This window comes from Blautia sp. HCP3S3_D9 (assembly GCF_052063845.1).
Taxonomy (GTDB): domain Bacteria; phylum Bacillota; class Clostridia; order Lachnospirales; family Lachnospiraceae; genus Blautia_A.
In genome coordinates, this window is sequence record NZ_JBQHWS010000022.1 from 1 (window position 1) to 20,042 (window position 20,042).

The window sequence follows — 20,042 nt, forward strand, 5'->3', positions numbered from 1 at the left end:
ATCTATTTGAATTATCTCTTTTCAAGAAACAATTATTTCCGACAGCTCAACTAATATAACACCAGAGCTGACTAATGTCAACAGTTAATTTCATAATTTGACAAACTTTTTCATTTCACCCAAAAATCTGTCGGTCGCATAACTCCCCTGCATTTGACAACAGATTTACATCATCCACTACATATATGTATAATCCCATACTTTCTCTACTATATATAAGAAAAGACTACCACTCAAGCCACCAGTCCCAGCAAGCACAAATCATTCTCTTCGGCGACCTTTGCAGGGTCTTAAGAAAATGATTTGTGCTTGCGTCCCCTTTAGCATATCTTCCAAGCCTTATCTTTTCTTAAGCCCCGGCATCAAACTAAAGAGAATTGTTTAAGCTTACATTCCTCTTCTATCTGGCATAAAACCCACTCTCCACCTCAACCGGAATAATCCTATCCTCAACCCCCTCAATCCCAATAAAACTTTGCCTATACAGCATCTCCACCATCCTGGCAAGCTGCTCCCTGGTTCCCTGTGCTTCCATCTCCACACGCTCATCCCAGTTATTCCTCACCCATCCGGTCACCCCCAGAGAACTGGCAATATAACAAGCCCGATACCGAAATCCGACCCCCTGCACTCTCCCCGAAAACCAATAATGCTTCCTGATCAGATCCTCACTCATCTCAGACTTTCCCTCCTGTTCTATATTGCCTTTATGTCCATCCCATATCCCTCTGGCATATTCCCCAGAATCCTCAGAAACTTCCGTTCCTTCGGAAGCCTCCAAAAAAGTCTGATACTTCTTCCTCTTAAAAATACTCACACTGTCATCCCCACATCAGTCACATCAACCAGATATCAAACCTTAATTACAAAACCATCTTTTCTTGCTTTAGCTTCTGGATATTCTCCAGAACGATATCCAAGCACACAATGACCAATTCCAATATAAGACTCCGGTACACCCCACTCAGCTTTCAGTGCTTTACCTTCTTCTGAATCAAACACCTCTCTCGCACGATGAATCCAGCAGGAATCCACTCCAACCGCATGAGCCGCATTCATCAGATTCCCCATAACAAGACTTCCATTTTCCACACAGGTACCCTGCTCACTGTCTGCAAAAACGATCACAACTGTCGGTGCACCATAAAATGGATCACTCTTGGCTCCCATCACATCTGCATTCATTTTAGAAAGTTTCGCAACAAGCTCCGGCTTCTGAGTTATAACCATAAGAGTTTTCTGCTGTCCCATTCCACTTGGTGCGTACTTACCTGCTTCCAAAATCTCATCCAGCACTTCTGCCGGGACCAAATCCTTTTTATATCCACGTACACTTCTTCGTTCCAAAAGATTCTTCATAGCTTCATTCATCGCCTATATCCTCCTGTGCTCATTTACTTCTGTTAAAGATACTTTAACGTTATCCCCTTCCGGGTAAAACGTAACAATATTTTCCTATATTATAGCATGGACATTGGCAAAATACACCTGTAAATTCTCGGTCACATAATTACGCATCCATCTGTTTCAGGCATCTAAAATGTGACCAGGTGCCGAAATCAACCTTGCCACAAAGCTATAACTGGGCTATAATAAAAGGCATATTATTACGAGGTGTACAGATTATATGAACAAAAAAGAAATTTCTGAAATCAAGAAACAGTTCACACCAGAGAACTGTTCCATCACCCGCATCTGCGGATGCTACGTTGACGGAGAAAAGAACAAGAAAACTGAATTAAAAGAAGCATTTCTCTCCCTTTCTGAAGAAGAAATGTTCAAATACTTTGATATATTCCGCAAATCCCTTTCCGGAACCATCGGAAAGAATCTCATGAACATGGAGTTTCCACTTGAGCAAGAGTCTGAGGGTGGCACACAGCACTTTCTTATGAAGCTCAGAGAGAGCAAACTTACAGATGCTGCCCTTGTAGAATCCTTCTACGATAAAATCATTGAAAACTACGATTATCCAGAAAATTACTACATCATCCTTATTCATGGCGTATATGATATTCCAGGAAAATCCTCCGATGGTGCCGAAATGTTTGACGCATCTGATGAGATTTATGAACATATCATGTGCTGTATCTGCCCTGTAAAACTTTCCAAGGCAGGTCTTTGCTACAATGCAGAAACCAACAGCATTCAGGATCGTATCCGCGACTGGATCGTAGAACTTCCTGATGTGGCATTCCTTTTCCCACAGTTTAATGACCGCAGCACAGACATCCACGGAGTCCTTTATTATAGTAAGAATGCAAATGAACTCCGCGACATCTTTATTGATGAACTGCTCGGTTGCAACGCTCCTCTTTCTGCCGGTGGACAGCGTGATTCCTTTAATGCTCTGGTCGAAGATACTCTGGGCGAAGACTGTAAATATGATACCGTATTAAATATTCATGAAAAATTAAATGATCTGATCGAATCTCAGAAAGATGAGCCGGATCCTGTTGTTCTGACCAAATCAGAAGTAAAACGCCTCTTCGAAGAATGCGGCGTAGAAGATGAAAAGCTGCAAACTTTTGACGAGCAATATGAAATCACCGCAGGTGAAAAATCCTCTCTGGTGGCTTCTAATATCACAAACACAAGAAGGTTCGAAATCAAAACTCCGGATGTTGTCGTCCACGTAGATCCGGAACGCGCAGATCTTGTCGAAACCCGTGTGATCGACGGACGCAGATGTCTCGTGATCCCAATGGAAGGTGAAGTCGAGCTCAATGGCATTCGTGTACATACCGGAGACAGCACGTCTTCTGCCGGGGACTACAGTGGAGATTTAGATAATGAATCCACAACAGATACAGAAGGAGGCATCTGATGGAAAACAATCGTAAACTTTTATTTTTTGACATTGACGGAACTTTACTTACCCCTTATCCGTGGGCTGTCCCGGACAGCGCAAGACAGGCATTAAAAGAAGCTCGCTCCAACGGACATCTGATTTTCATTAATTCCGGGCGCACTTATGCTATGACTCCCTCCATAATAAAAGATCTCGGATTTGATGGTTATGTATGCGGATGCGGAAGTCAGATTTACATGAACGGTGAACTGCTATTTTCCAGTATGATTCCCAATGAACTCTGTCGTGAGATTATAGAGAAATTACGCCAATGCAGAATCCCTGCTTTCTTTGAACATCCAGATAAACTTTTATACGATGGCAAAGCTCCAACGCTTCCCGAAGCTATCCGCAATCTGAAAGCAGAAGTTGAAGTTGAAGATCTGTCACTCTATACTCCGGAAATGTATGATACCTTTACTTTTGATAAATTTCTTGCTTTTCCGAACGTGGATTCTGACACAGAAACTTTCCGCAGATTTGTAGATGAACATTTTTCCTGTTTTATCCATGACGATGCGGCCTGGGAAATTACTCAGAAACACTGCAGCAAAGCAACCGGCATCCAATTTCTTGCTGATCGGCTTGACATACCTATTGAGAATACTTTTGCATTTGGAGACAGTACCAATGATCTTCCTATGCTTCAATTCGCCGGAATCAGTGTCGCAATGGGGCAATGTGATCCTCTGATCCTTCCACATTGCACTTATCAGACAACTGATATCAGAGACAATGGAATTGCCAATGCTTTGAAATATTATTATCTCATTCCATAATACAGCCAGGATTGCATTTTGCAAGACGGATGCGATCCTCTGCTGATAGAGGAGAACCAATATGAGTATAATCAATCACAAATTCGACGCAGAAACAACACCTGTGTATTTCTCTCTTGCATTAAAAAGATCCTATGATGTGTATATCGTATATTTTCTGCTATTTATGGTATGTATAGCATGCTTCGGATATCCGCTTAATGCACTGCCAGTCACAGTATGGCTGGCAGTTTCACTCCTGGCAAGACACTTCATGAATCGTATTTTTATACGGTGGAACTTTTTATTTTATGTTGTGATTTCTGCAGGATGGATTTCTTATTTCATCTATTATTATGGATGGAATTGCGGTGGAACAAACTTTATTCTGCCACTGATGCTGATCTCTATGTTTTCTTTATATGATACAACATTTAACAAGATTGCTTTTGCAGTTTTTCTGTTTATCCTGCGAATGGCCCTGTTTTTTCACTGCCAGAGTCATCCACCGGTATATATTCTGACGGAGCCGCATATGTTGATCCTTCAGATTGTAAATACGATTCTGTCTTTCGTGATCATGGGTATGATCTGTATGACATTCAGTGCTAATCTGCAAAAAACAGAGAAGCACCTGCTTCTGTACAACATGGAACTTCGCCAGCAGGCAGGAACCGACCCTCTCACTTCCCTTTATAACAGACGTCGTATGGAAGAAATCCTTGAAAATCATATCAAAGCAAACCCGAATGAGAATTTCAGTATTGCTATCGGAGATATTGACTTCTTCAAAAAAGTCAACGATACCTATGGTCACAATTGCGGCGACCAGGTATTAAAATCTCTCTCCAACCTGTTTAAAGAGAAAACACTTGGAATGGGGCATGTCTGCAGATGGGGTGGCGAAGAATTTCTGTTCTTCTTTCCGGGAATTAATCTGGATCATGCTTCTTCAATTATGAGTGAAATTAATATTGCAGTCAGCAAAAGTGTCATCACATACAAAGATCTCACCCTGCATGTGACCATGACTTTCGGAGTAGAGGAAAACGATTTCCACTCCAACATTTCCGAAATGGTTAAGCGTGCAGATGATAAGCTCTATTATGGCAAAACTCATGGACGTGATACAGTCATCTCCTGAAAATATTACAATAAAAGAATGCATTAGCTGAGCACAATAAAAAGCAACTATACGGAAACTATTACATTTCCAATATAGTTGCTTTTATTTTTCTCTATTTCTATATAAAGTTTCTGCTTATTTGGCAGCTTCTGTAGGTGTTGCTTCCGGAGTCTCAGTTGCTTCTTCCGCAGGTGTTGCAGTTGCTTCTGCTTCTTCTGCAGCTTCCGGTGTCTCAGTTACTTCTGCTTCCTCTGTAACCTCTGCCTCCGGTGTTGGTGTTGCCTCTTCTGTCACTTCAGGAGTAGGCGTTGCTTCCGGTGATGGTGTAGGTGTAGAAGTTGGAGCTGTAAATGTATGGTTATCAGTGATCTTGAGTGTCTTAAGCACTTTCTTCTCTACTTTTACATCTGCGTCATCTAACCACTGATTAGTTGTATCTGTATAATATGTGCTTTCTTTGGAGTTCTGAAGAGATTCTCTCTTGGATGCAGTTGCATCTTCATCATTGATCTTATCAAGTCTTACTACATAGTATCCAGTGTCAGTCTCAATAATATCGTCTGCAACCTCTCCGTCCTTCAGTCCACGTAATACTGTCAGAACTTCATCCGGATATGCAGCTCCTGTAGAGTCTTCATCCTCATCTTCGCCTTCTTTTGTAGTAAAGTTACCCTGTACTGCAGAATAGCTTTCATCTACTGCACTTGCAACCTCACTCATATCTGCTGTCGGATCTTCTTTCATCTTATCCAGAATCTCCTGCGCCTGTTCTTTTTTTGTTTCTTTATCTTCGTCTGTTACATCATCGCCGCTTGTAGAAATACTTACATAAGTAAAGGTTGTCTGATTTGCTTCATCATCAGAAACAGTGATATTTCCCTCAGCTACAACCGGATCATACATCTTCTTCTGAATAGTCTGAAGTTCCAGTAAGGTCTTTACCTGATCTTCTGTGACAGCAAGCTCCTTGATCGTATCTTCACTGTTAGCAGCCATGAACTGTGATGCTGCATCTGCAATTGCTGCTTCATCATCCTCTGTAAGTTCTACATTGTAGTCAGCAGCTTTCTCTTTCAGGACATACATCTTCTCAATGGATTCCAGGCTTGTAGTTACTGCCTGATCACCATAAGTCTCTCCGGAATCTTCATCTGCTGTCTGATCCCAAATATTGTCTGCACTTCCCATAAAGCTTAAGTACATGGAAGTTGTCTGCTGTTGCTGTTCACGGGCATAAAGGCTTACAACTCCAAGCGGAATCTCTGTTCCATCTACGGTAGCCACTGTTTTTGTTCCATCTAATGTTTTACTTCCACAGCCTGTGAGCATACCAACTGACATCACGCCTGCCAGTGCTGCTACGGCTGTTCTCTTTGCCATTTCTTTCATTTCTTCCTCCATATTATCAATCCGGCGCTTTCATAATTTTATACTCCCATTTTCCGGATCGTGCTATTACTAGTATACTAGAGTATAAACTTTTTTCCCGCCGAGGGCAAGGTAAATTAAAAAATATATAATACAATTCACACATTTATCACTATTTACCATATTCTTCAGCTCTCCGCCATATCCTTCAGCTCTTCCGCAAATTCCGTTAATGCCAGAATTAGATTTCCCTGGAGTTCCAGAATAAATTTCGGTTCCTGCTCATTTTTAAACTGCAGGCCTCTCCTGTATTTCTGCATTAAAAGCGGAATTCCTTCAGGATCCAATCGTGCCTTTTCATAAAGGGTAATTCGAACTGTTTTTCCAATTTGCTTAATTTCCGTCACATAACCCTGATGCGCAATCGCCTTTAGCTTCGCAACGGCAAGAAGATTCAGAACTGCTTTTCCCGGCTCACCAAAGCGATCCAGAAGTTCCTCCAGCATATCATCATAATCCTGCTGATTCTCAATTCCTGCAATCCTTTTATAAATATCAAGCTTCTGAAATTCATTGCTGATGTAAGAATCAGGAATATATGCATCTATATTCAGATCGATCGTTGTCTCAAAGTCTTCCATAGTATGAATTCCTTTTGCTTCCTTGACTGCTTCGCTGAGCATTTTACAGTAAAGATCATATCCCACAGCATTCATATGACCATGTTGCTGCGCTCCAAGCAGATTTCCGGCACCACGAAGTTCCAGATCACGCATGGCGATCTTAAATCCACTTCCAAGATCCGTATACTCACGAATCGCTGCCAGACGCTTCTCTGCAGTCTCCTTCAACATCATATTCTGTCTGTACATCAGAAACGCATAAGCAGTTCTGTTGGAACGTCCGATCCTTCCACGAAGCTGATAGAGCTGGGAAAGCCCGTATCTATCCGAATCATGGATAATCATTGTATTAACATTGGAAATATCCAGTCCCGTTTCAATAATAGTGGTAGACACCAGCACATCAATGTCTCCGTTTACAAAAGAATACATCACGTTCTCAAGTTCTCTCTCACTCATCTGCCCATGGGCAAAATCCACTCTCGCATCCGGCACCAGTTTTGCAATCCTCAACGCAACATCCGCAATATCTGTCACACGATTATAAACATAATAAACCTGTCCGCCGCGCCGCAATTCCCTGTTAATCGCTTCACGGATAGTCTCCTCATCATATTCCATTACATATGTCTGGATTGGCATTCTGTCCATAGGCGGCTCCTCCAGAACACTCATATCTCTGATTCCAATCAGACTCATATGCAGCGTACGTGGGATAGGCGTTGCTGTGAGCGTCAATACATCCACATCTTTCTTCAGTTGTTTAATCTTCTCTTTATGTGCAACTCCAAAGCGCTGCTCTTCATCAATAATCAGAAGACCAAGATTCTTAAACTGGACATCTTTCGACAGGACTCTGTGAGTTCCGATAATCACATCTACCTGTCCCTTTTTCAGGTCTTCAATTGCTTTCTTCTGCTGCGCAGGCGTACGGAACCTGCACAACAATTCCACTCGTACAGGAAACTCTTTCATTCTCTGGACAAAGGTGTTGTAAATCTGCTGTGCCAGAATTGTCGTCGGTGCAAGGTATGCCACCTGTCGGCTCTCCTGAACTTCTTTAAATGCTGCACGCAATGCAACCTCTGTCTTTCCATAACCCACATCGCCGCACACAAGTCGATCCATGATCTTTGTACTTTCCATATCCCGCTTCGCGTCTTCAATCGCACTCAGCTGATCCTCTGTTTCCTCATACGGGAACATCTCCTCGAATTCCTTCTGCCATACTGTATCAGGGCCACAGACATAACCTTCTTTTTCCTGGCGCACTGCATAAAGTTCTACCAGTTCTTTTGCTATATTTTTTACTGCGCCCCGGACTTTACTTTTGGTCTTATTCCATTCCTGAGTGCCAAGCTTATTCAGTTTCGGTGCTTTCGCCGTATCTCCGCCAGAATATTTCTGTAAACAGTCAAGCTGCGTTGCCAGAATATAAAGATTACTGCCGCCGCGGTATTCAATCTTAATATAATCTTTGACGATCCTATCCACTTCCACTTTCTCGATTCCACGGTAAATACCAAGCCCATGCTTCTCATGTACCACAAAATCGCCAATAGAAAGCTCTGCAAAATCCTGGATGCGCTTTCCGTTGTAGTTCTTTTTCTTCTTTCGTTTCTTCTGTTCCTGACCAAAGATATCAGACTCTGTCATCACTGCAAACTTAATCAACGGATATTCAAACCCTTTTTTCGCATGGCCATAGACCACCATAATCTCACCTGGCTTGATTTCTCTGTCATAATCCTGTCCGTAAAAAGCAGTTAGTTCTTCTGCCTGGAGATCTTTTGCCAGTCGTTCTGCTCTGGTACGGGAACCGGAGAGTAATGCAATTCTGTATCCCCGTTTCTTATACTGATGAAGATCTTTTACCAGAAGTTCGAAACTGCTGTTATAAGCACTGACAGACTTCACTTCCAGATAAAACTTCTCTCTGACTTTCCATCCCGCCTGCTTCGGTTCCAATGCACAGACAGACACACAGTTACGCTTATTCAGTTCTTTCTGAAGCTGTTCAAATGAACACAACCAGTTCTCAGGCAGATTCTGGCTTCCTTTTTCCTCTCTGTGCATACGACTCTGGCGATATTCATCTTCCACCGCTTCCCCCTTCTCAGTTAAACGGTTCGGCTCATCCAGAAAAATGATAGACTTGTCTTCAGGAAAATAATCCAGAAAAGAAACCCTATTCTCTTTCCCTACATGTTCAACTGCCGGATAAATTGTAATCTCATCCAGATTCTCAAGGGAACGCTGACTCTCCGCATCAAAACTCCGGATCGAATCAATTTCGTCACCCCAGAGCTCAATTCTCCAGGGGTTATCCTCTGTAAGACAATAAATATCTACAATGCCGCCCCTCACAGAGAACTGACCCGGCATCTCTACCTGACCCACACGCTCATAACCCAGTTCCACCAGTTTATTTTTCAGCTCATCCATATCTATGGCACTGTCGCTTTCATAATGAATCAGCTGGCTCTTTATTTTCTCCAGATCCTCCAGAAAATCCATACATCCGTCAATGCTGGTAATCACTGTAAGCTCTTTCTCTTCCAACAATGCACGGATTACTTTCATCCTCTGTCTGATCAACAGATTCCCATGAATATCTGCCTGAAAAAACAGAAGGTCCTTCGCAGGATAAGAGTAAATTTTCTTATCATAAAAACGATAATCTTCATAGATCTCTCTGGCTCTCCGTTCATCCTCCGCCAGAATCAGACGGTACGGTGCAATCTCAGAAAGGCCGTACATCAGATGAGATTTCTGCGATTCCATACATCCTGAAACCTGCAGAATCCCTTTATTTGTTTTGCTCTGTTCTTTTATCTGTTCAAACTCTGCAAGTCCCTGCAGAGGTGTCAAAAATGCCTTCATGTTCACCTCTTATTTCCTGTCATAAATCTGCTGAAAAACAGCAGTTACATTTGCATCCACATATTCCATTCAAAGTTCCTGCATGACAAAAGCGGCATCTGTTTCTGGGTATCTCATCATTAACAGCCACCGCTTTTCTTCATCGTCCTTTTCGTTCAAAACAGCCAGTCACCAATCACTGACCTTCTGTTTCTTACTTCTGTACAGGTACTTTTCTGTTATATTCGTTCATTGCCGCATCTGCGCCCTGTGAAATCATGATATCCACAGCTTTCGCAGCTTTTTCAATTGCCTCATCCACAAGTTTGCGATCCTCTGTGGAAAATCTGCCAAGTACATGATCTGCCAGATCCCATCCCTTCGGTTTCGCTCCTACGCCAACTTTAATGCGGAGAAATTTCTCTGTACCAAGCTGACGGATAATATCTTTAATTCCATTATGGCCACCTGCACTTCCCTGCTTACGGATGCGCAGCTGTCCCGGTTCCAGATCAATATCATCGTAAATAACGATCAGTTCTGTCTCCGGATCTATCTTGAAATAATTCGCCATTTCGCGGACAGGTCCACCACTCAGATTCATAAAAGAGAGCGGCTTCATAAGGATTACTTTCTCTCCGCCAATCATGGTCTTGCCATACATAGCGTTGAACTTCACACCGCCCTGAGGTACATTGTAATCCTCTATCAGCTGGTCAATGGTGTCAAAACCCATGTTGTGGCGTGTTGCTTCATACTGCTTCCCGGGATTTCCCAGGCCAACTACTAAATACATATGTGTTTCTCCTGTTAGTTGAAGTATACCATCTCATCTTTCAGCGGTTCGCATTCTTTTGCTTCACTTGCATAAAGCACAATGCCCTCGTCCTGATATTCTGTACGGTACTCGAAAGCAACCTTTGCAGTCACTTCTACCCAGCTTCCTTCTTTGATATGAGATGCATTATCGCTTCTGCAGATATACCCCAGGAATGTAGTATCATCTGCGCAGCAGGTCATTGCCACACGACCCGGAACAAAGAATTTACTTCCCATTCCGCGCGGTTTCATGACACGTCCTTTGAAATTGACAGTCTTGCCCGCATATTTATCCGGGTGATCCATGGCATCAACAAACCAGATACCGTAATCTTCCGGTGGAATCTGAATAACCGGCGCATCAATATCGAATGGCATCTCATCCTGGAAAATATCGTCCATCTCTCCCTCTTCATCTTCGAAGATGACCTCTGCACTCTGGTTTGCAACTTTAATCCCACGTCTGTATGCAGGAAGCGGATCTCCCTCTTTACAGCGGTTAAATACAACCATATCTGTATTTCTGATCATGTCCATGAACAAAGACTTCATGTTTGCCATATAAACCTGATAAGTTGTAGCATCTACGCAGGTAATTTCCTGCTCGATACCCCATCCTTCCGGAAGTTCCATCTGTTCAAATTTGCTTACAAGCCACATTCCGTTGTACTCAATAACAACACGCTCCGGCTGATGGATGATATCCATAGCAGCCAGACGCTGAGGTGTGAGGTCTTCTTCATCCTCGATCACTTCCACAACTGTGTTTGCAAGTTTCAGTTTATCCATATCATATTCTTCTTCGCCTTCTTCGCAAAGAATCAGCAGAGTTTTGCCATCAATGGCAAAGTAATCCTGCTGTAATGTAAAGTCCAGGAAAGTTGTCTTTCCACTCTCCAGGAATCCCGTAACTAAATAAATGGGAACTCTGATATCATCCATAATCGTTTATTCCTTTATCTGAATTCTATAGTTATCTGCCTGCTGTCATGTAAAGAATGAGCAACAGCATCTGTTCTGCATCAAAGTAATTTTATCTGCAATGATTATTCTGCGAGGCCAAATAATTCTGCAAGTTTATCCTCTTTCAGCTTAGAACCGATCACGCACAGGCGGCCTGTATATTCCGGTGCACCCTCGCGGATCTCTGTTTCTTCCGGAACCATATCAAAGTAGATCCATGTTCCGTCCTCTGCTGGAAGCATTCCTTTTGCACGGAGAATAATACCGTAATCTTCAGAAGCAGAAAGTGCTTCAAGCATCTTCTCAAGACCTTCTCTTGTGTACTTCTTGATTGTCTCACGGCCCCAGCTTGTGAATACTTCATCTGCATGATGATGGTGATGATCATTATGATCGTGTCCGCAGCCACATTCATGGTCATGGTGTTCGTGTTCATCATGGTCATGTCCGCAGCCGCATTCATCATCGTGATCATGGTGATGATGCTCTTGGTCTTCATGATCATGATGGTGGTCATGATCTTCATGGTCATGCTCGCAGCCACACTCGTGGTCATGATGATGCTCATGGTCTTCGTGATCGTGATGATGTTCGTGCTCGTCATGGTCGTGTCCGCAGCCACATTCATCATCGTGATCATGATGATGGTGCTCGCCATGTTCATGTACATGTCCACACTCAGGGCAAACTTCTTCCTCTGCCATCAGCTCTTCTTCCAGAGATACCGGTTTTTCCATAACCTCAAGGATCTTCTTTCCGTCAAGCTTCTCGATTGGAGTTGTGATGATCGCTGCTTTTGCATTGATTCCACGGAGAAGTTCCATCGCCTGCTGTGCTTTCTTCTCATCAATGATATCTGTACGGCTCATAATGATCGCACCTGCATATTCAACCTGATTGTTGAAGAACTCACCGAAGTTTCTCATGTACATCTTGCATTTCTTAGCATCAACTACAGTTGTATAGCTGTTCAGTACGATATCTACATCACCCTGTACACCCTGTACTGCTTTGATAACATCTGACAGTTTACCAACACCTGAAGGCTCGATCAGGATTCTGTCCGGATGATATTTATCAACAACTTCTTTCAGGGAAGTTCCGAAATCACCAACCAGAGAGCAGCAGATACATCCGGAATTCATTTCACGGATTTCGATTCCAGCTTCTTTCAGAAATCCACCGTCAATACCAATCTCACCAAATTCGTTCTCGATCAGTACAACCTGCTCATCTGCATAAGCCTCTTTCAGAAGCTTCTTGATCAATGTAGTTTTACCAGCTCCCAGGAAACCTGAGATAATATCAATCTTAGTTGCCATCGTTTTGTTTCTCCTTTTCTATTTTTATGTTTATCATGCGTAATAATGTCAGAGGAAAACTTTTCTCTGATGTCTTATTATTCTGTAAGAGAATGTCTGAAACTATTCAACAATCCGTCCACTTATTATTTTACCTGTAGCACATTACTGTTCATTCCGTTTCCAGAAACACGCTTCGCGGAATGTTACCAGTGAACAGTAGCCATAACGCCTTTATTATACACAAGCTTTCAGACAGTTTCAAGCCCGTCACACGCAAAGAAGGGGACATGACCAAAATCATGTCCCCACCTGTATTTCTATGATCAACCGTTGATCATAAAGCTCATTAATTTATCAATATCTTCTTTCTCATAAGCAACGATCTCAAGTTCCGGGATCTCTCCACCTGAGAAAATGTTTGCCAGAGATACATACTGGGATAATTTGGATTTAAGGTTCAGTCTGTCACCTTCGCCTGTTACTAATTCTACTCTTCCTTCGCAGCTGTCAACTACGTCAAAAAACTTCTCGATATCTTTGATGTTAGATACTTTCATGTTCATTCTCCTTTCAACATGTAACCGTTTATTCTCTCTATTCCTTGTTTTCGCGCTAATTATAGCGCAATTATAACTAAAAAGCAATTATTGAATTTGCACGAATTTTTCAGGTATCGTTTGACTTTAACCATAATATTGTCAAATAAATAACAATTTCTTCTGTTCATCTATTTCTTATGTGTATTCAGCATATGATTAACGTCATAAACAGCCAATAATTGTATCTGATGTCAAGCGGATATTCTTGCTTTTCGCAATTGAAGCAAAGAACTTACCTCATTCGGTTAATATACAAAAATAGCTACTCCATAAGCAGGAAGCGGATATGCAAATGAAAATGGTCTGTTATCGCATTCCTGTTTCACTGCCTTGAATGTCTTCGGCTCTGTCAGGCCATTTTCATCCATGATCAACTTGTACTGTTTCCTCTTCGGCACCCCAACTCTGTAATCCGGACGATCCACTGGTGTAAAGTTAACCACATACAGGATGTTATTTCTCTTTGTCGGAGATTTTCTTACAAAGCTGAAAATACTTCTGTCTCCGTCATTGGCATTGATCCACTCAAAATCTTCCGGAACATTATCTGATGCATAGAGTGCAGGGTATTTCTTATAAATAGTAAGAAGATCCTTAACATAATTCTGCAGATCTTTATGAGGCTGTTCCTGCAGAAGGAACCAGTCAAGTTCTCTCTCTTCACTCCACTCACGAAGCTGTCCGAACTCCTGTCCCATAAACAGAAGCTTCTTACCAGGATGACATGTCATAAAGGAATATGCTGCTTTTAAGTTCTTAAATTTATCCGGATACTCTCCAGGCATCTTCTCAAGCATAGAGCATTTCAGATGAACTACTTCATCATGAGAAAGAACCAGTACATATCTCTCGCTGTATGCATAAGACATAGAGAATGTCATCTTATTATGGTTGAATTTACGGAAATATGGATCCAGCTTCATGTATTCCAGGAAGTCATTCATCCATCCCATATTCCACTTCAGGCTAAATCCAAGCCCATCATTCTCAGCATCGCCGGTAACCATCGGCCATGCTGTGGACTCCTCAGCGATCATTACAGTTCCGTGGTTTCTGCCAAGAACTACTGTATTCAGATGTTTGAAGAATTCAATTGCCTCAAGGTTCTTATTTCCGCCATATTTATTGGCAACCCATTCGCCGTCTTTCTTGCCATAATCAAGATAAAGCATAGAAGCAACTGCATCTACACGAAGACCATCTACATGACACTCCTCAACCCAGTACAGAGCATTTGCGATCAGGAAGTTCTTAACCTCCGGGCGACCATAATTATAAATCTTGGTTCCCCAGTCCGGATGCTCCCCCTGTCTCGGATCAGCATGTTCATAAACTGCAGTTCCGTCAAAATTAGCAAGACCATGCGCATCTTTCGGGAAATGTGCAGGTACCCAGTCAAGGATAACTCCGATCTTATTCTGATGGAAATAATCAATCATGTACTTAAAATCCTGCGGAGTTCCATATCTGGATGTCGGTGCATAGTATCCTGTAACCTGATAACCCCAGGAACCATCAAACGGATGCTCTGCAATTCCCATGAGTTCCACATGCGTATATCCCATTTTCTTAATATAATCAGTCAGAGAATGCGCAAGTTCACGATAATTATAAAATCCCTCTTCATTCTCCTCTGTCCACGGATGCTTCATCCAGGAACCCGGATGTACCTCATAGATTGCCATCGGCTCTACTTTCTCATCGAACTTCTCTCTGTTCTTAATCCATGTGGCATCTTTCCATTTATAATCCGTGATATCAGTGATCCTCGACGCTGTGCCTGGACGCAGCTCTGCCTCATTGGCATATGGATCCGCCTTATAAAGCTTCTCTCCATGTGCACCTAAGATAAAAAATTTATATAACTGTCCTATCTTCGCTCCCGGAACAAATACTTCATAAACACCAATCGGTCCTACTTTCTTCATAGGATTGGCTTCTTCATCCCATCCGTTAAACTCACCGATCACAGATACAGACTGTGCATTCGGTGCCCAGACTGCAAAATATACACCTTTCTTACGCCGGTATGTAGTTGGATGAGCACCCATTTTCTTATATATCTCGTAATTGGTTCCCTGTCCAAATAAATACTGGTCTAAATCCGTAAATTTCATACTCTTACCCATCAGGAGTCCTCCCTTAACATTCAGATTCTATCTTTTCACGGATATGAATAGTTACCGTTTTTATCTCCCGGAAAAAATTTCCGTCCATCTGTAAAATCATATCTCTGACAATAAATATGAACTGACTTTTAGTCATTCTATAATCCCTATTATACCAACCGCTATTCTGTACGTCAATTAAAATTCTGTATATATTCAACAATTTTCTCATACTTTTTGTATGATTTTTGTAAAAAACAGAAAAGAGCAAAGAAACACATTTTTGCGCATTTCTCTGCTCTTTTGTAAATTCACATATTAGTTTAATATTCCGATCCGTCTCCATAATCTACAGAATCATCACTGTAATCATCCGACTCATCATAACTGTCATCGTAACTTCCATCGTCATAACTACTGTCATCCGAACTTCCGTCACTATAGTTGCTGTCATCACTACTACCATCACTTCCGTCAGATACATCAGAACCATCACCTGAAGAACTGTTGTCAGAAGAATCTGTTGAATCTGTAGTGGCAGCATCTGCTCCGCCATTATATCCAGGCACACCGCCATTGCTGAGTGTACTAGGCCAGAAATCTACATAGCATGCATTCTGCAGTGTTACATTCTTCGCTTCTGCCATCTCACTTACTGTTACAAGCTTATATCCCTGTGCAATAAGATCCGGAATCAATCTCAAGGCCGCCTTTACAGATGGTTCGTGAATATCATGCATAAGAATGATAGATCCATCCGTAAGATCTCCATTCATTACAGCATTATAATCTCCATCTGCATCCATAAGTTTCCAGTCCTCTGTGTCCAATGACCACATAAAGAACGGTTTGTTTACTGTATTATAAATATCTGTATTTCCATCACCATACGGTGCACGTGCTACACTTGATGTCTGTCCACATGCCTGCATCAGAGCATCGTCCGTATCAGAGAACTGCTTGGCAACTGCATCAATGTCAATTGTTGTCAACTGTGTGTGATCCCAGGAATGGCTTCCGATCTCACATCCAATCTCCAGCATACGCTTCGGTGCATCCGGATATGCACTTACATTCTGACCAAGCATGAAGAATGTTGCATGAGCATTGTTCTCCTCCAGGCAGTCCAGAAGTTCATCTGTATACTGTCCAGGACCATCATCAAATGTCAATGCCAGCATCGGCCGCACCTGCGACGGGTCATAAGAACCATCATCATTGAAATAGTAATCCTTTACTCCCTTAGTTACCCATCCGGTCTGAATATATCCATTCTCATCAAAAGAATACGTTACACCGTCAATATCCTGAAATCCATTTGCAAAATATGTACCATCTGCATTCTGATACCACTTTCCATTGGCATCCTCATGCCATCCCGCTGTCATGGTTGTAATCTTATCCGTATCTGATTTACCCTTCAAAGGCTGTCTCACCGCAGCATCGGAATTGGTCTGTACTTCCTCCTCCGTCTCTGCCTGAGCCTGCACAGTAGACTTACTGCCACCTCCGGCTATACGATGAGCGATCGGAACGATAATTCCTCTCACCACAAACACAATTGCCAGAATCAGTCCAACTACAGAAAGTCCGATCTTCGTATAATGGCGGATCATCATCTGGCGTTTTTTTCTGCGCATCCTCTCGCGCAAAACCCGCTTATCCATTGTTTCCTTTCCCCGCTTCTGTTACTTTATATTTTACCAAAAAGTCTGTATCTTTTCGCTGACTTTAATCATAACGCATTTATCTGACAAATACAATGCCTTTTATTCACCTTATTCTACCTTTTCTGCGAATCCGATTGCACAGATGAAAAAGCCTCAGCGTAGCCCGGTTACTGTTCGTTCCACTCCCAGCAACACATTTCGAGGAATATCATCAGTTATCGCTAATATCCTCTGTGCCTAATTCATCCTCCAGATTTTTATCAACATCTGAAGTATCCTGGTCAGAATCAGTTACCTCTTCGTCTGTATCATTCGTCTCGGCATCCGCATTGTCCACCTCTGTGGAGTCCTGCTCAGTATCCCCTGCGGCATCTGCATCATCTGCGATTACATCACCATTTGCAACTTTCTCACTGACACTTGCATTCTTTACAATGAAATCCTCTACTCTGAGAAGGCCGATGGACTCATCCACATAACTCTGTCCGTATGTGTCAACCAGTTCTGCAATATCACTGGCTCCCATCTGCTCAACCAGCTCATTCTGCAGCTGAAGACTCTCTTTGTCATCCAGTGACAAGCCCTCTGCATCCATAATTCCCTGTACGATCAGATTCTGCTTTACTTTTCCCTCTGCATACTGCTGACACTGCTCGTCAAAATCATCCTTGGAGATTCCCTGACTGTCAATAAACTCCTCCAAAGTCATATCAGCAGGTTCTGCATAAAGCTGTTCCATACTGTTCTTAAACTCTGTAATCTGAGTATCCAGATCCTCCTGTGGATACTCTTTCACTTCAGAATTCTCGAGAACTGTTGTCCATGCTGTATTCTTAAGGACTTCTTCTGCGGACTTCTTTGCATCATCTTCCAGCTGACTACGCACACCATCCCAGTATTCATCTACTGTAGTATAGTCTGTATTTTTTTCCACCCACTCATCATTGAGTTCTCCTGCACGGCGAACATTCTGCACGGTAACTTTATAAACGACTTTCTGGCCTGCTAGTGTGTCATCCCCATAGTCTGATGGAAAATCAATCTCTATTTCCTTTGTATCGCCTTTCTTCATTCCGATCACACCGTTCTCGAAATCCTCGAACATCTGGCCATCACCAACTATAAAATCATAATTGTTTGCTGTGCCGCCATCAAAAGTCTGACCATCTTTTGTCCCTACATAATTTACAGTTACCAGATCTCCCTCCTGAGCTCCATCAGATACAGGTTCTGCCTTATCCTGCAGATCCTCATTAATCTGTGCCTGTACATCATCGTCTGTGATCGCATCTACGGTATTGTCCAGCGTCAGTCCCTTATACTCTCCAATTGTAATATACTTATCTACATTCTCAACAGATACAAGACGGTTTGTCCCCACTTCTGCCTTCTTATCATCCACTGAACTCGTTTCTGTCTTTGTGTTATCTGTAATAACTGCGCTGCTGTCACCACATGCAGATGCTGTCAGCGCAAAACACGCCGCAAGCATAGCAAGATATATTCTTTTCTTCATAATGATACTCCCTTCTACATTTCCGGTACCGGAGTAGGTCTTGAGGAATCCCATACTTCTGATACATCAAAAAGATCACTGAGCATTTCCGGATTATAGTACATTCTGTATCCATCCAGATTTCTTCTTCCCTGGCGGAAATAATCGTCTGTGATCTGTACAAAGTACTGACTGGAATCTACATTACAGTAGTAACGATATCCCTGACTCTTATAAAATTCATATTTCGCATTATCCGCAGTATAGCCTTCCCAGCTTCCGATGTCTGCGCCAAATGCAAAGATGATCATATCCGTCTTTCCTAAAATCGGAGCTACATAGCTCTGCCATTCTGCATCATCTGTCTGCAGATCCTCAAGCGATCTCTCTGCAACATTCTTATGTCCCCAGGTATGACTTGCAAATTCCCATCCTTCTGCTTTCATGGCATCTGCTACAGCAGTTGCTTCCTTCACTTCCTGATCAAAGTCAAAATCCGGATGTTCTTCCAGGAATTTCTTCTGGTCATCCTGAAGGTTCTCGCCTGTCTTATACGCACCATCTGTACGATATCCCAGCACACCGTTATATCCGGTCATCGCCAGAATTCCTTTTCTTCCATGGTAAGAGAAATCTGGATGTTCTTTTACAAAAGTATCGATCAGCGGAACCATATCATAGTCCCCGGTCGAAACGCTTCCGTCATCCTCGATATATTCATTCTTCACTTCACCATTCTCGTCCACAACAAGCTTCGAAGCAAATCCATCTCCATCCATATAGTGATAATAACTCACATCGTCCTGAGAAAGTACAAACGGGATCTTACCCGGCGGAAGCATAATGCTGCCTCTGGACATTGTTCCATCCTCATTTACAATCGCCATATCGTGAGGGCTGACCATTACATAGCCCTTATCATACATACTCTGTATGATCTTGTTAAATTCATCAATCGTTGTCATATACTGATTATATCCGTCGGAATCAGACTCCCCGTCAAATGCCTTCGACGGATCTTTGATCAGTGTATGGAAAAAAACATGGGTGATCTGTTCCAGCGGATATTCTGTACAGGTTGCCCTGATATTCTCATATTCAGAAACTGCACTCTGCATATCTGTATTACTGTCGTAATCCGACTGGCTCTTAAGCAGTTCTATCGCCCCATCGTAATCATACTGCGCTGCCATAAGGGAAGCCTGTTCCAGAGGAGATTCCTCCTGTGTATCCTCCTCAGCATCTGTCCGCTCTTCACTCTCATCTGTATCCTGCTGTGTATCTTCTGCTGTATCTGTATCCTGTGTTGTATCAGCATCCGCTTCTTCATCTGGCTGCTGCTCTGTTTTCTCCGTATTCTTCGTCTCTGTATCCTTAGACTCAGATTTCTGAAACGGAACATCCTGTTGAAAAGGAAGTAATCCACATCCGCTTAATGCTAATGATGCAGACAAAATCGCTGCCACTACACCTGCTTTCCTTTTTCTCATGTTTTC

The 20,042-nt window shown here is 42.5% G+C and carries 15 protein-coding genes; 3 read left to right on the top strand and 12 right to left on the bottom strand.

Going from position 1 to position 20,042, the window contains the following annotated elements:
* Positions 1 to 400 precede the first annotated feature (400 nt).
* On the bottom strand, positions 401 to 817 hold the full coding sequence (locus ACTNES_RS06640; RefSeq protein ID WP_320813463.1) for an acylphosphatase: 417 nt from the start codon (positions 815 to 817) through the stop codon (positions 401 to 403).
* A 35-nt stretch (positions 818 to 852) separates the two neighbouring features.
* Complete coding sequence (locus tag ACTNES_RS06645) at positions 853 to 1,371, bottom strand: nitroreductase family protein (RefSeq protein ID WP_177269716.1); 519 nt, start codon at positions 1,369 to 1,371, stop codon at positions 853 to 855.
* A gap of 256 nt (positions 1,372 to 1,627) precedes the next feature.
* On the opposite strand from ACTNES_RS06645, the gene ACTNES_RS06650 reads away from it, so the two are divergent.
* The 3 genes from ACTNES_RS06650 to ACTNES_RS06660 all read left to right on the top strand — a co-directional run bounded on the left by ACTNES_RS06650 (position 1,628) and on the right by ACTNES_RS06660 (position 4,753).
* Complete coding sequence (locus ACTNES_RS06650) at positions 1,628 to 2,827, top strand: DUF4317 domain-containing protein (protein ID WP_291806398.1); 1,200 nt, start codon at positions 1,628 to 1,630, stop codon at positions 2,825 to 2,827.
* Positions 2,827 to 3,630, top strand: a complete 804-nt coding sequence (locus ACTNES_RS06655) for an HAD family hydrolase (protein WP_441038963.1) — start codon at positions 2,827 to 2,829, stop codon at positions 3,628 to 3,630. The genes ACTNES_RS06650 and ACTNES_RS06655 overlap by 1 nt, the downstream gene beginning before the upstream one ends.
* A gap of 61 nt (positions 3,631 to 3,691) precedes the next feature.
* A complete protein-coding gene (locus ACTNES_RS06660; RefSeq protein ID WP_291818605.1) occupies positions 3,692 to 4,753 on the top strand; it encodes a GGDEF domain-containing protein in 1,062 nt (353 codons plus the stop codon).
* 117 nt (positions 4,754 to 4,870) lie between these two features.
* Here the strand turns inward: ACTNES_RS06660 and ACTNES_RS06665 are convergent, their stop codons facing one another.
* The 10 genes from ACTNES_RS06665 to ACTNES_RS06710 all read right to left on the bottom strand — a co-directional run bounded on the left by ACTNES_RS06665 (position 4,871) and on the right by ACTNES_RS06710 (position 20,036).
* Positions 4,871 to 6,124 (bottom strand): peptidylprolyl isomerase, encoded by a 1,254-nt coding sequence (locus ACTNES_RS06665; protein ID WP_300334205.1) that lies wholly within the window; start codon positions 6,122 to 6,124, stop codon positions 4,871 to 4,873.
* A 167-nt stretch (positions 6,125 to 6,291) separates the two neighbouring features.
* On the bottom strand, positions 6,292 to 9,609 hold the full coding sequence (gene mfd / locus ACTNES_RS06670; RefSeq protein WP_441038966.1) for a transcription-repair coupling factor: 3,318 nt from the start codon (positions 9,607 to 9,609) through the stop codon (positions 6,292 to 6,294).
* A gap of 193 nt (positions 9,610 to 9,802) precedes the next feature.
* A complete protein-coding gene (gene pth / locus ACTNES_RS06675; RefSeq protein WP_216460111.1) occupies positions 9,803 to 10,384 on the bottom strand; it encodes an aminoacyl-tRNA hydrolase in 582 nt (193 codons plus the stop codon).
* A gap of 14 nt (positions 10,385 to 10,398) precedes the next feature.
* Complete coding sequence (locus tag ACTNES_RS06680) at positions 10,399 to 11,349, bottom strand: TIGR03943 family putative permease subunit (protein ID WP_216460112.1); 951 nt, start codon at positions 11,347 to 11,349, stop codon at positions 10,399 to 10,401.
* A 104-nt stretch (positions 11,350 to 11,453) separates the two neighbouring features.
* The gene (locus ACTNES_RS06685; protein WP_300334197.1) at positions 11,454 to 12,692 is read right to left on the bottom strand and encodes a CobW family GTP-binding protein; all 1,239 of its coding nucleotides are present in this window, start codon (positions 12,690 to 12,692) and stop codon (positions 11,454 to 11,456) included.
* A 305-nt stretch (positions 12,693 to 12,997) separates the two neighbouring features.
* Positions 12,998 to 13,231 (bottom strand): polya polymerase, encoded by a 234-nt coding sequence (locus ACTNES_RS06690; protein ID WP_118511845.1) that lies wholly within the window; start codon positions 13,229 to 13,231, stop codon positions 12,998 to 13,000.
* A 287-nt stretch (positions 13,232 to 13,518) separates the two neighbouring features.
* Positions 13,519 to 15,402, bottom strand: a complete 1,884-nt coding sequence (gene glgB, locus ACTNES_RS06695; RefSeq protein ID WP_300334192.1) for a 1,4-alpha-glucan branching protein GlgB — start codon at positions 15,400 to 15,402, stop codon at positions 13,519 to 13,521.
* Positions 15,403 to 15,704: 302 nt separating this feature from the next.
* Positions 15,705 to 17,048 (bottom strand): polysaccharide deacetylase family protein, encoded by a 1,344-nt coding sequence (locus tag ACTNES_RS06700; protein WP_441038969.1) that lies wholly within the window; start codon positions 17,046 to 17,048, stop codon positions 15,705 to 15,707.
* 214 nt (positions 17,049 to 17,262) lie between these two features.
* Positions 17,263 to 18,567, bottom strand: a complete 1,305-nt coding sequence (locus ACTNES_RS06705; RefSeq protein ID WP_441038971.1) for a trigger factor — start codon at positions 18,565 to 18,567, stop codon at positions 17,263 to 17,265.
* Positions 18,568 to 18,581: 14 nt separating this feature from the next.
* The gene (locus tag ACTNES_RS06710) at positions 18,582 to 20,036 is read right to left on the bottom strand and encodes a polysaccharide deacetylase family protein (protein ID WP_291811569.1); all 1,455 of its coding nucleotides are present in this window, start codon (positions 20,034 to 20,036) and stop codon (positions 18,582 to 18,584) included.
* Positions 20,037 to 20,042 lie beyond the last annotated feature (6 nt).